This window comes from Sphingomonas benefaciens (assembly GCF_052907485.1).
The window spans coordinates 912033-924723 of sequence record NZ_JBREIC010000001.1 but is presented as its reverse complement, the minus strand read 5'-3'; the positions used below and the strand labels follow the sequence as shown (position 1 = coordinate 924723).

Sequence of the window (12691 nt, the reverse complement as noted above, 5' to 3'; positions counted from 1 at the left end):
CAAGCGCCGATGTTGGCGGCCTCAAGGGCATAAGAGAGATTTCCATGCACAATCCGTTCGAGACCGGTGATTTCGCGAACCATCTGGGGCGCGCAGGCCTTGGCTTGCAGCAGACCCAGGCTGGGCTCGTGCCGATCGTCATCGAACAGTCGAACCGCGGCGAGCGTTCGTTCGACATCTTCAGCCGCCTGCTCCGCGAGCGGATCATCTTCGTGACCGGCGGTGTCGAGGACGGCATGGCCAGCCTGATCACCGCGCAGCTGCTCTTCCTCGAGTCCGAGAACCCGAAGAAGGACATCTTCATGTATATCAACTCGCCGGGCGGTGTCGTCACGGCGGGCATGGCGATCCACGACACCATGCAGTACATCCGGCCGCGCGTCGGCACGGTCTGCATCGGCCAGGCCGCTTCGATGGGCAGCTTCCTGCTGGCCTCGGGTGAGCCGGGGATGCGCATCGCGCTGACCAACGCCCGGATCATGATCCACCAGCCGTCGGGCGGCGCACAGGGCATGGCCTCGGACATCGAGATTCAGGCCAAGGAAATCCTGCGTATCCGCAAGCGGATGAACGATCTGTACGCCCAGTACACCGGCCAGCCGCTCGAGGAGATCGAGCGGCGCATGGATCGCGACACGTTCCTCGAGGCGCACGAGGCGAAGGAATTTGGCCTGGTCGACGAGGTGTTCGATAAGCGTCCGACGCCGAGCGAAGAGGTTCAGCAGGCCGCCTGATCTGGTCTGGCCGGGGCGGGCATGCGCCGGCCGGAGACCGTTAGGGACGTTTGGGCGTTGTGGTTTGCGTACCGGCCGGGTTACCATGCCCGGCCTCACCAGCGGAGATGACCTCCGCGACAAGGAAGTGTGAATGACGAAATTGAGCGGTGGCGACTCCAAGAGCACCCTCTATTGCTCGTTCTGCGGCAAGTCGCAGCACGAGGTCCGCAAGCTGATCGCCGGACCAACCGTGTTCATCTGCGATGAGTGCGTCGAGCTGTGCAACGATATCATCCGCGAGGAAACCAAGTCCGCGCTGGTTGCCAAGAAGGACGGCGGTGTGCCGACGCCGCAGGAAATCTGCGACGTGCTGGACGATTACGTCATCGGCCAGAAGCAGGCGAAGCGCGTGCTGTCGGTGGCGGTGCACAATCACTACAAGCGCCTGAATCACGGCGCCAAGGGCGCCGACGTCGAGCTGGCGAAGAGCAACATCCTGCTCGTCGGCCCGACCGGCTGCGGCAAGACGTTGCTCGCGCAGACGCTGGCGCGCATCCTCGACGTGCCGTTCACCATGGCGGACGCGACGACGCTGACCGAGGCGGGTTATGTCGGTGAGGATGTCGAGAACATCATCCTCAAGCTGCTCCAGGCGTCCGACTATAACGTCGAGCGCGCGCAGCGCGGCATCGTCTACATCGACGAGATCGACAAGATCAGCCGCAAGGCCGAGAACCCCTCGATCACCCGCGACGTGTCGGGCGAGGGCGTGCAGCAGGCGTTGCTCAAGCTGATGGAAGGCACCACCGCGAGCGTGCCGCCGCAGGGCGGCCGCAAACATCCGCAGCAGGAATTTCTGCAGGTCGACACGACCAATATCCTCTTCATCTGCGGTGGTGCGTTCTCGGGTCTCGAGAAGATCATCGGCGACCGTCTGCAGGGCAAGTCGATCGGCTTCGGCGCCTATGTCGCCGCGCCGGAAGAGAAGCGGACGGGCGAGTATCTGCGCCAGACCGAGCCGGAAGATCTCCTTAAGTTCGGCCTAATTCCGGAGTTCGTCGGCCGTCTGCCGGTGATCGCGACGCTGGAGGATCTCGACATCCCGGCGCTGGTCAAGATCCTGTCGGAGCCGAAGAACGCCTTGGTCAAACAGTATCAGAAGCTGTTCGAGATGGAGCAGGTCGAGCTCGACTTCACCGACGACGCGCTGACCACGGTCGCTAAGAAGGCGATCGAGCGCAAGACCGGCGCGCGCGGCCTGCGGTCGATCCTAGAGGGCATATTGCTCGACACGATGTTCGACCTGCCCGGCATGGAGGGTGTCGACGAAGTGATGATCGACAAGGATGTGGTCGAAGGCCGCAAGGAACCGATCCGCGTCTATGCCGAGAAGAAGAAGGATGGGGCGGCGGCCTGATTCGATCGTCTTGCTCGGGATCGTTGAGGGCGTCGCGCGAGCGGCGCCCTTTTCGTTTTCGGAAGATTTTCGGCGTGAAAATGGCTGTCGTCCGCCGGTGAGACGTCACGCGTGGCCAACGCCAGGCTATCGACCGCGGGCCGCCACTTCAACGAGCACGGCGGTGGAGAGCAGGATGCTCGCCACCAATCCACCGATGGCTAGCAACGCGGCGGGGGTGATCGCGGCCTCGGCATGGAGGCCCCGTTTGCGGTGCCAGGCGATCGATACCGTGGCGGGGCGGGAAAGATTGGGCGTCATCGCGCATTAACGCCTGCCGCGCCATGACGGGCACATGATGGAGCATGCGATGATCGACGCGACGATCGAAGGCGAGGCGCCGCTCAGCCCTGCATGGCAGGCCGGGCGCGGACCGCTCGCCCTTCTTCTTCCGGCCGCATTGTTCCGTGACCGCAGGCCATGGCTGGCGATCCTCGTCGCCTGGCTGCTGGCACTGAGCGTCAGTGTCGTGATCGGCTTTATCCTCACCCGGATCGCGCCCGGTGGGGCGGGGCCCGAACTGGGGGAGGCACCGCCCGCCGTCTTGTGGGGCATGATCGCGCTGTTCAGTCCGATCACCGAAACGCTGCTGATGGCCGGCGGTCTCGAAATCCTGCGGCGGTTGCTGAAACCCTGGCAGGCCGTGCTTGCCAGCGCGGCAACATGGGGTGTGCTGCACAGCCTGATGGCGCCGCTATGGGGTGCGGTGATCTGGTGGCCGTTCCTGATCTTCTCGACGCTGTACATGACGTGGCGGCCACGCGGCTTCTGGCGGGCGGCCGGGATCGTAATGCTGGTGCACATCCTGCAGAACGCGGGACCTGCCACGGCGATCGTACTGGGGCGGTGACCTGCCTCGCCACCCCGGCGGGGGCCGGGGTGGCGAAGGCGGATCGTCAGGCCTTGCCGATCTGTTCGGACTGGGCGCCGCTGTCTGGCCGGGCGGGGCCGAGGATCGGTTCCTCGCCGAGCGGTTCGTTGCGGAAGGTGGTAAACTCGCCCTTGCCGTCGACCGAGGGGCCGCTGGTCCAGCGACCCTCCGGCGTGCTGCCGTCGAGGCTGGTCACATAGAAATTGTAGTTGTTGCCATTGTCCTCGTCGCTCTGCGGGAAGGAATTGGGAATCGGGCCGGCGGCCGCGCCGCCGAGCTCCTCAATGACAGCAAGCCACTGGTTCTGGTGCATGGTGTCGCGCGCGATCATATAGTGGAGCATGTCCTTCATGCCCTGATCGTGCGCGGCGTTGAACAGCCGTACCGCCAGGACGCGGCCGGTGCTCTCTGCGGCGACGTTGCAATACATGTCGGCGGCGATATTGCCGCTGGCGTAGATGTGGCTCATGTCGAAGGGCACGCCGTCCGAATCCATCGGCATCGCGGCAAGGCCGCTCGACAGCAGGTTCTTGTGAATGATGCCCTCGATCGCATGACGGGGCCGTTCACCGCCCATCACCGCGCCGACGATGCCGTCGGCGGCGCCTTCTTCCTGAAGCGAGGCCGGGGCCTTGTCGAGATTGAGCGCGACCGCGGTGGCGAGCATCTCGATATGGCCGATCTCTTCGGTCGCGGTGTTAAGCAGCATGTCGCGGTATTTGGTGCTTGGTGCGCGATTGCCCCAGGCTTGAAAGAAATACTGCATGCAGACGCGGATCTCGCCCTCCACGCCGCCGATCGCCTGTTGCAGCAGACGGGCGAATTGCGGGTCGGGGGACTCGCAGCGGACGGGATATTGCAGCCGTTTGTCGTGGTAATACATGCTTGCGTCTCCTGCTGACGGACGGCGTCGACCTTGCGCCGACTGCATCAACAACCCGCGGGGACGTCGAGGGTTTGTTGTGATGCCGCAATAAAATGGAGTAATCGTAGTAACTTAGATGAAGTTCTTGCGATTTGGTCGGTAGAGGGTGGCGGGATCGAGACGGGTCGAGGCGCGGCCTTGATCCAGGCTAGGCAACGCGCGCGACGCGGACCCTTTGCCTAGGCCGCGCATTAGCCGAACACCGCAACAGACGTATGAGGGGGATCGGATGGCGCGCCAAGATCAAGTCGTGAGAACCAGCGGCGTGACCTTGCCGCTGTGGTCGCTGGTCTTCCCGGCAGTGGCGATCGTCGCCGTGCTGGTCTCCCTCTATGCGATGGGGACGATCGGCTTGGCCGCCGCCGCGCTGGTGCTGTTCGGTACGGTGATCGCGGCGGTCCATCACGCTGAAGTGGTCGCCCATCGCGTCGGTGAGCCGTTCGGAACGCTCGTGCTCGCCATTGCGGTGACGGTGATCGAGGTGTCGCTGATCGTCAGCCTGATGCTGTCGGACGCGGGCGATGCGGCCAGTCTGGCGCGCGATACGGTGTTCGCCGCAATCATGATCATCCTCAACGGCATCTTGGGCGTCTGCCTGCTCGTCGGCGGGGCGGCGCACGGCGAGCAGCGTTTCTCGTTGCGCGGGGCGAGCGCGGCGCTGTGCACGCTGGCGGCGCTGGTCGTGCTGTCGCTGATCCTGCCCAATTACGTCACCAGCGCGCCGGGACCGACCTACGCGCCGTCCCAGCTGATCTTCGTCGCAGTCGTCAGCCTCGCGCTCTACGGCACGTTCGTGCTGGTCCAGACCGTGCGCCACCGCGAATATTTCCTGCCCGCGGGCGATGCTGCCGATGATGCGCATGAGGATACGCCCGGGAATCGGGTGGCGTGGCTGTCGTTCGCTACCCTGCTGGTCGCGCTTGTCGGGGTGGTCCTGCTCGCCAAGGGACTGTCGGCGAAAGTGGAGGCGGCGATCGTCGATGCCGGGCTGCCGCTGGCCATCGTCGGGGTGGTGATCGCGGCGCTGGTGCTGGCGCCGGAGAGTCTGGCGGCTGTGCGGGCGGCCCGGCGCAACCGGTTGCAGACCAGCCTCAACCTCGCCTTGGGATCGGCGCTGGCGACGATCGGCCTGACCATCCCCGCGGTCGCCGTGACCAGCCTCGTGCTTGGCCTGCCCCTGGCCCTGGGACTCGGCGCGAAGGGCATGACGCTGCTCGCGCTGTCACTGTTCATCGCCACGGTGTCGCTCGGCACCGGCCGCACGACCGTATTGCAAGGTGCGGTTCATCTCGTGATCTTTGCCGCGTATCTTTTCACCACGGTCGTGCCGTGACCCGGCCTCCCTGCGGTTTCCGCGTCAGAAGACGAGCGGGACGAAGCGCTTCACCCGCGCGGCATAGGCGTCATACGTTCCGCCAAACTGCATCCTGAGCAACCGTTCCTCGATCCTGACGCGCAACCATGTGCCGAGCGCGTAGACGGGAAGCGCCGCGATGAGGCGTGGCTCGTGACCCAAGCCGAGGGCGACGCCGACCAGCAATAGGCCGATCGCGGTGTAGATCGGGTGGCGGACGTGGGCGAACGGCCCTGCCGTGACGAGCGCATGATCCATACGTGTGCGGGCGACGATGCTCCAATTCCGTCCCATCGTCTGCCGCGCCCAGAGGAAGAGTGTTAAGGCCACGCCGATACAGACGGCGGTCAGGATGGCCTTGCCGATCGCGCTCGCGGCGAGAGGATCGAGGGCGACACGGATCGGCCCGGTCGCGACGATGCCGAAGCCCAGTCCCTGGATGCCGATCCCGAGCAGTGAGGCACTATCGCGCCTCGCCCCCTCTTCCGGGGTCCGTCCCCTGCGAGCCAGCGCTACGGCGGCGGCGAATAGGCACAGGCCGGTGGCGGTGACCGCGAGTCCCGGCAGGCCGGTGACGCCGCTCATCGTGGCCGTTGCCGGGCGGCAAGGGCCAGCCCGGCAGCGATCTGAATGGCGGCATAGACCCGGCGCCGACCCGGCCGGTCGACGAACGGCCGCACCGCCTTTTCGGCGCCGAGCGCGTCCTCCTTCCAAAGGTCGACATGGCGGCGCGGCTGGATCAGGCCGACCAGGCCGTCGCCGACCATGAAGATCGCCGCCATCTCGGCGACCCGCGGGAGCAGCCGGCCGCTCATGAGGCTGGCTTCCGCGCCGCCTGTTCGGCCCGCCACGCCTGCACCTCCTCGACCGCGACGCTGCGGCGCAGGATCTTGGCGTCGGGATCGACGACATAATGCGCGCCGGCGGGGATGGTCAGCGTGCCATGCCCGGCGGACATCGGCAGGGTCGTCAGCTTGCCGGCGACGTCGACCTCGACCGGCATCGGGAAGGGGCCTCCGCCGGGCACGTTCCATGCCAGCGTGACGCGATCGCCGTTGCGCGTCTCCAGCAGTTCGGGCAGCTTCGCCTGACGCAGATAGACGTCGAAGAACCAGCCATAGTCCTTGCCGGTCACCTGCCGGACGAAGCGCTCATATTCCTCGCTCGATCCGTAGCGCGGGCGGAAGTTGCCCGGTTTCGGATCGGCGCGCCCGTAGACGGCGAGTGTCGTCACCTTCCAGAAGGCGTCGTCGCCGATCAGGCCGCGCAGCGTGTGGAGCATCCACGAGCCCTTGACGTAGATATCCTGGCCGGCGCCGCCATGGTCGGGCTCGTAGACCTGTTCTTCGGTCAGCACGCGACCTTGGACGATCGGCACCTTGTTCATGATCGTGCCGCGCTGCCCCTGCATCATCGCGGCGTAGCGGGCGCGTCCTTCGCGCCACAGGCCATAGGCCGGCTGCATATAGCTGCCATAGCCTTCGTGCAGCCAGTAATCGTCCCAGTTCGCCGCGGTCAGCTGGTTGGCAAACCATTCGTGGGTGAATTCGTGCTGGAACAGCCAGTCGAAGCCCTCGATCGCCTTGGCATAGTCATTGCCATAGGCGTTGATCGTCTGATGCTCCATGCCCTTGTGCGGCGTCTCGACCACGCCGACTTTTTCGTCGCCGAAAGGATAGGGGCCGACATTGGCCTCGAAGAAGTCGATCGTCGGGCCGAATTCGTCGAACAGCGCCTGCGCCTTTTCCTTTTCGCCGGGCAGATACCAATAATACATCGGGATCGTGTTGCCGAAGCGGCTCTTATGGCTGCCCTCGATCACCTCATAGGGGCCGACGTTGAGCGCGATCGCATAGGTGTTGGGATTGCGTGTCCGCCAGTTCCAGCGGGTGCGGCCGTCGGGCAGCTGGTCGACCGAGATCAGCTTGCCGTTGGACGGCGCCTTGAGGCCTTTGGGCACGGTGATGTGGAGGTCGACGACACCGGGCTCGCCGGTCGGGAAGTCGAGGCACGGCCAGAACAGGTCGCACCCATAGCCTTCGGCCGTGGTCGCGAACCAGGTCTGGCCCGACGGCGTTTTCGACCAGACCATGCCGTCGTCCCACGGCGCGCGTACCGCGACATGCGGCTGGCCGCCGTAGGTGATCCTGGCGCTGACCTTCTGCCCGGCGGCGAGGGGGCGGGGCAGCGTGATGGCGAGCTGCCCCTCCGGATTGCTCCAGGCGCCCGTAGCGAGTGGCCGGCCGTCGATGCTGATCGCGGTGACAGGGAGGTTGCGGTCGAGGTCGATCAGCAGCCGCGTCAGCGGCGCCTTGGCGGTGAAGCCGAGCGTGGCGACGCCGTTCAGCGTCTCGGTGTCGGGCAGCACCTCGAACGACAGGTCGGCGGTGTCGAACTGCAGCGCCATCTGTTCGGGAGGACGGACGCCGCCCGATTTCTGCGTCTGTTCGGTGATCGGCGGCTCACCCTTCTTGGGCAATTCGGGGGCCGCGGCGACCAAGGCGAGGGCAGATGCGGCGAGCAGTGATTTCATTGAATTCTCCTTATCCTCCCCGGCACGGGGAGGGGGGCCAGCAAAGCTGGTGGAGGGGGCTTCCACCAATGCTGTGCTGCGTGGCGATCCCCCTCCGTCACGCCTTTCGGCGTGCCACCTCCCCGTGCCGGGGAGGATGATTCACTTCTTCGCCGCCGCCCCTGCCGCCGGTGTTTGCGCGGCTTTCCAAGCCTGGAAGGCGTCCACCGCATCATCCTGCTTGAGCAGCCGGCTCATCGGATCGATCACGAGATGCGCGCCGGCGGGCACGGTGATCGTCGCGACGCCGCCGGTCATCGGCACCTTCTCGACGCGGTCGTCGATCTGCACCTCGACCGGCAGCGGGAAGGGCTTGTTGAGCGGCGTCTGCCATTTCAGCGTCAGTTGCGTCCCACTGCGGTTGGTCACCAGCTTGGGCAACGCCGCCTGATAGAGGTAGACGTCGAAGAACCACTGCCAATTCTGCCCCGTCACCGAATTGACGTCGGCGATGAAGTCGGGCGTGGTGCGGAACACCGGCTGGAAATTGCCCGGCGCCGGATCGACCCGGCCGTAGACCAGCAACTTGGTCGCATCGAAGAAGGCGCGATCGCCGATCGCGTTGCGCAGCGTGTGCAGGATCCACTCGCCCTTGGTGTAGATGTCGCCGCCGCGACCCGGCGCCTTTTCGTAGACGTCCTCGGCGGTCTGCGGCTTGCCCGTCACCAGCGGCGACTTGTTCTGGATGCCTGGCCGCGCCGCGAGCATCATCGCGGTGTAGCGACCATCGCCTTCGCGCCAGCGGCCGTAGAGCGGCTGCATATAGGCGGTGAAGCCTTCGTGCAGCCAGAAGTCGTCCCAGTTCACCGCGGTCATCTGGTTGGCGAACCATTCGTGGCCGAATTCATGCTGGAACAGCCAGTCGAACCCTTCCGGCGCCTTGGCATAGGCGTTGCCGTAGGCGTTGATCGTCTGATGCTCCATGCCTTTGTGCGGCGTCTCCACCACCCCGACCTTCTCGGTCCGCCACGGGTAGGGGCCGATCACGCCCTCGTAGAAGTCGAGCGTCGGCGCGAATTCGTCGAACAGCGCCTTGGCCTGGTCCTTCTCGCCGGGCAGATACCAATAATACATCGGGATCGTGTCGCCGAACTTGCTCTTGTAGGTGCCGCTGATCTCCTCGTATGGGCCGACGTTGAGCGCGATGCCGTACAGGTTCGGATGGGCGACCTCCCAGTTCCAGGTCGAGCGGCCGTCCTGCAGATGGTCGACGCCGAGCAGCTTGCCGTTGGACGGCGCCTTGAGGCCACGTGGCACGGTGATGTGCAGCGTCACCTTCTCCGGCTCGTAGGTCGGATAGTCGATGCACGGCCAAAACAGGTCGCAGCCCTCCATCTGCACCGCGGTCGCGATCCACGGCTGGCCGTCCGGCGTCTTCGCCCAGACGAAGCCACCGTCCCATGGCGCGCGCACCGCGACGTGCGGGCGGCCGCCATAAGTGATCTTGACCACCAGCTTGGCGTCCTTCGCCGCCTTCTTGGCGAGCTTGATCGTCATCCGCCCCTGCGGATTTTCGAAGCCTGCGGCGACACCGTCGACCGTCACGGCGGTGACCGTATAATTGTTGTCGAGGTCGACGACGATGCGATCGGTCTTGTCGAGCGTGGTGAAGGTCAGCGTCGCGACGCCGTTCAGCACCTCCCGATCCGGATCGACCTCGAACTGCAGGTCGGCGGTGTCGAACTTCAACTTCTTCTGCGCCGGATCAAGCGGGCCGCCGGACGCCGAAACCTGCGCGGTGATCGGCGGCTTGCCCGGCTCGGAAGCGTAGGCCGCGGTGGACAGCAGCAGCGCGGCGGCGAGCGACAGGCGGAACGTCATCGTATACCCCTTTGATACGGGGCATGGATTTCCACGGCCGTGGCGCCGCTGGCAAGAGGCTAATCGTGACGCAGGACGATTGATGGATGTCGCCGGCTCACCATATAGTATGGGATGAGGCCGTCTGGTTCCGACGGCCGCGGAGTTTACATGCACACCACCTTCCCCGTCCTGCCGCTGCGTGACATCGTCGTCTTCCCGCATATGATCGTGCCGCTGTTCGTCGGCCGCGACAAAAGCGTGTCGGCGCTGGAAGCCGCGATGGCCGCCGACAAGGAAATTTTCCTGGTCGCGCAGCTCGACCCGGCCGAAGACGATCCTCAGCGCGAGGACCTGTACGAGGTCGGCGTCACCGCCACCGTGCTGCAGCTGCTGAAGCTGCCCGACGGTACCGTGCGCGTACTGGTCGAAGGCAAGCAGCGCGGCCGGCTGGTCGAGCTGAGCGAGGGCGAGGGACACCTCGTCGCATCGATCGAGGCGATGCAGGACGTCGAGCCCGAAGGGCCGGAGATCACGGCGCTGATGCGCTCCGTGGTCGAGCAGTTCGAGAACTACGCCAAGCTCAACCGCAAGCTGCCCGCCGAGACCGCGGTGCAGCTCGGCGAATTGGTCGAGGCGGCGAAGCTGTCCGACGCGATTATGGCCAATATCCAGGTCAAGGTGGCCGATAAGCAGGCGCTGCTGGTCGAAACCGATCCGGCCAAGCGGCTGGAGATGGCCTATGCGCTGATGGAGGGCGAGCTCGGCGTCCTGCAGGTCGAGAAGAAGATCAAGAGCCGCGTCAAGCGCCAGATGGAGAAGACGCAGCGCGAATATTACCTCAACGAGCAGTTGAAGGCGATCCAGCGCGAGCTGGGCAACAGCGACGACGAGAGCGACGGCGACGAGATCGCCGAGCTGACGCAGAAGATCGCGACGCTGAAGCTGTCGAAGGAGGCGCGGACCAAGGCGACCGCCGAGCTGAAGAAGCTCAAGACCATGGCGCCGATGAGCGCCGAGGCGACGGTGGTGCGCAACTATCTGGACGTGCTGCTCGGCCTGCCCTGGGGCAAGAAGAGCAAGGTCAAGAAGGACATCGCCGCTGCCCAGGCGGTGCTGGACGAGGACCATTATGCGCTAGAGAAGGTCAAGGACCGGATCGTCGAATATCTCGGCGTGCAAGCGCGAATGAACAAGCTGAAGGGGCCGATCCTGTGCCTCGTCGGCCCGCCGGGTGTCGGCAAGACCAGCCTCGGAAAGTCGATCGCCAAGGCGACCGGGCGCGAGTTCATCCGCCAAAGCCTGGGCGGCGTGCGTGACGAGGCGGAGATCCGCGGCCATCGGCGCACCTATATCGGCTCGCTGCCAGGCAAGATCGTCACCAACCTGAAAAAGGCCGGGACCAGTAACCCTCTGTTCCTGCTCGACGAGATCGACAAGCTGGGCCAGGATTTCCGCGGCGACCCGGCGTCGGCGCTGCTCGAGGTGCTCGATCCCGAACAGAATGCCAAGTTCAACGACCATTATCTCGAGATCGACATCGATCTGTCCGACGTGATGTTCGTCTGCACCGCCAACACGCTCAACCTGCCGCAGCCGCTGCTCGACCGGATGGAGATCATCCGGCTGGAGGGCTATACGGAGGATGAGAAGGTCGAGATCGCCGAGCGGCACCTGCTGCCCAAGGTGATCGGCGAGCATGGCCTGAAGGATGGCGAGTTCACGCTGACCCATGACGGGCTGCGCGCGCTGATCCAGCGCTATACCCGCGAGGCCGGCGTGCGGACGCTGGAGCGGGAGATCGCCAAGCTTGCCCGCAAAGCGTTGCGCCAGATCCTCGAGGGCAAGAGCGAGCACGTCACGATCACGCCCGACAACCTCCATGAATTCGCCGGGGTGCAGAAGTTTCGTCACGGACTGTCGGAGACCGAGCATCAGATCGGCGCGGTTACCGGGCTCGCCTGGACCGAGGTCGGCGGCGAGCTGCTGACGATCGAGAGCGTGACGGTGCCGGGCAAGGGCGCGGTGAAGACCACCGGCAAGCTGGGCGACGTGATGAAGGAATCGGTCCAGGCCGCCTTCAGCTTCGTCCAGGCGCGCAGCCCGAGCTATGGCATCAAGCCGTCGCTGTTCCACCGCAAGGACATCCACATCCACCTGCCCGAAGGGGCGGTGCCGAAGGATGGCCCGTCGGCAGGCATCGGCCTTGTCACCTCGATCGTCTCGACGCTGACCGGCGTCGCGGTGCGTAAGGATGTGGCGATGACCGGCGAGGTGACGTTGCGCGGTCGTGTGCTGCCGATCGGCGGGCTGAAGGAGAAGCTGCTCGCCGCGCTGCGCGGCGGTATCGAGACGGTGCTGATCCCGCAGGAGAATGAGAAGGATCTCGCCGACATTCCGCAGAACATCAAGGACGGGCTGACCATCGTGCCGGTCAGCCATGTCGACGAGGTGCTGCGCCTGGCGCTGACCGAGCCGCTGGAGGCGATCGACTGGACCGACGCGGACGAGCTTGCCGCGCTGCCGCCGGCCGGGGTCGCACCCGCGGGAGGGGAATTGCACCATTAATTAATACGATTGTCGTCAATCGCCGCCATCGGTCGTCGGGCCGGTGGGGCATTGACTCGTACCGTACGTACGGCCTTACTGGTCTTTCGGCCTGGCCGCACGATTCTTACCGTTTCCAAGGGGGCAGTTTTTCCGATGAACAAGCAGGAGCTGATCGCCACGGTCGCCGACACGTCCGGCCTGGCCAAGAGCGACGCGATCAAGGCGGTCGAGGCCGTATTCGAGGCGATTTCCGCCAGCCTGAAGAAGGGCGACGAAGTACGCCTGGTCGGTTTCGGCACCTTCTCCGTGTCGAAGCGTAAGGCGTCGACCGGGCGCAACCCGCGCACCAAGGAGCCGATGACGATCAAGGCGTCGAATCAGCCGAAGTTCAAGGCCGGCAAGGGCCTGAAGGATTCGGTCAACTGATCGACAAGATCGGGCTGGACA

General features: G+C 65.2%; 12 protein-coding genes. 6 read left to right on the top strand and 6 right to left on the bottom strand.

Going from position 1 to position 12691, the window contains the following annotated elements; all coding sequences use genetic code 11:
• Positions 1–44 precede the first annotated feature (44 nt).
• Both ACU5AX_RS04465 and clpX read left to right on the top strand, forming a co-directional pair.
• On the top strand, positions 45–734 hold the full coding sequence (locus ACU5AX_RS04465; RefSeq protein WP_232473799.1) for an ATP-dependent Clp protease proteolytic subunit: 690 nt from the start codon (positions 45–47) through the stop codon (positions 732–734).
• Between the two features lie 133 nt (positions 735–867).
• Complete coding sequence (gene clpX, locus ACU5AX_RS04460; RefSeq protein WP_198352572.1) at positions 868–2133, top strand: ATP-dependent Clp protease ATP-binding subunit ClpX; 1266 nt, start codon at positions 868–870, stop codon at positions 2131–2133.
• A 126-nt stretch (positions 2134–2259) separates the two neighbouring features.
• Here the strand turns inward: clpX and ACU5AX_RS04455 are convergent, their stop codons facing one another.
• The gene (locus ACU5AX_RS04455; RefSeq protein ID WP_446689826.1) at positions 2260–2433 is read right to left on the bottom strand and encodes a hypothetical protein; all 174 of its coding nucleotides are present in this window, start codon (positions 2431–2433) and stop codon (positions 2260–2262) included.
• A 34-nt stretch (positions 2434–2467) separates the two neighbouring features.
• Here ACU5AX_RS04455 and ACU5AX_RS04450 point away from each other — a divergent pair, with 34 nt between their 5' ends.
• Positions 2468–3022, top strand: a complete 555-nt coding sequence (locus tag ACU5AX_RS04450; protein WP_446689825.1) for a hypothetical protein — start codon at positions 2468–2470, stop codon at positions 3020–3022.
• A gap of 46 nt (positions 3023–3068) precedes the next feature.
• Here the strand turns inward: ACU5AX_RS04450 and ACU5AX_RS04445 are convergent, their stop codons facing one another.
• Positions 3069–3926, bottom strand: coding sequence for a manganese catalase family protein (locus tag ACU5AX_RS04445; protein ID WP_446689824.1), 858 nt, complete (start codon positions 3924–3926; stop codon positions 3069–3071).
• A gap of 307 nt (positions 3927–4233) precedes the next feature.
• Between ACU5AX_RS04445 and ACU5AX_RS04440 the strand changes: the two genes are divergently transcribed.
• Positions 4234–5301, top strand: coding sequence for a calcium:cation antiporter (locus ACU5AX_RS04440; protein WP_446689823.1), 1068 nt, complete (start codon positions 4234–4236; stop codon positions 5299–5301).
• A 24-nt stretch (positions 5302–5325) separates the two neighbouring features.
• Here ACU5AX_RS04440 and ACU5AX_RS04435 read toward each other — a convergent pair whose 3' ends face one another.
• The 4 genes from ACU5AX_RS04435 to ACU5AX_RS04420 all read right to left on the bottom strand — a co-directional run bounded on the left by ACU5AX_RS04435 (position 5326) and on the right by ACU5AX_RS04420 (position 9715).
• On the bottom strand, positions 5326–5907 hold the full coding sequence (locus tag ACU5AX_RS04435) for a methyltransferase family protein (RefSeq protein ID WP_446689822.1): 582 nt from the start codon (positions 5905–5907) through the stop codon (positions 5326–5328).
• Positions 5904–6137, bottom strand: a complete 234-nt coding sequence (locus tag ACU5AX_RS04430; protein WP_198352577.1) for a hypothetical protein — start codon at positions 6135–6137, stop codon at positions 5904–5906. Before ACU5AX_RS04430 ends, ACU5AX_RS04435 begins: the two co-directional genes overlap by 4 nt.
• Positions 6134–7855: a M1 family metallopeptidase gene (locus tag ACU5AX_RS04425; protein WP_446689821.1), complete on the bottom strand. Its 1722-nt coding sequence runs from the start codon at positions 7853–7855 to the stop codon at positions 6134–6136. Before ACU5AX_RS04425 ends, ACU5AX_RS04430 begins: the two co-directional genes overlap by 4 nt.
• 141 nt (positions 7856–7996) lie before the next feature.
• Positions 7997–9715: a M1 family metallopeptidase gene (locus ACU5AX_RS04420; RefSeq protein ID WP_446689820.1), complete on the bottom strand. Its 1719-nt coding sequence runs from the start codon at positions 9713–9715 to the stop codon at positions 7997–7999.
• 150 nt (positions 9716–9865) lie between these two features.
• Here ACU5AX_RS04420 and lon point away from each other — a divergent pair, with 150 nt between their 5' ends.
• Both lon and ACU5AX_RS04410 read left to right on the top strand, forming a co-directional pair.
• Positions 9866–12262: an endopeptidase La gene (lon, locus tag ACU5AX_RS04415; protein WP_446689819.1), complete on the top strand. Its 2397-nt coding sequence runs from the start codon at positions 9866–9868 to the stop codon at positions 12260–12262.
• Between the two features lie 135 nt (positions 12263–12397).
• Positions 12398–12670 carry an HU family DNA-binding protein gene (locus ACU5AX_RS04410; protein ID WP_198352581.1) on the top strand — a complete coding sequence of 91 codons (273 nt, stop codon included), beginning with the start codon at positions 12398–12400 and terminating at the stop codon, positions 12668–12670.
• Positions 12671–12691 lie beyond the last annotated feature (21 nt).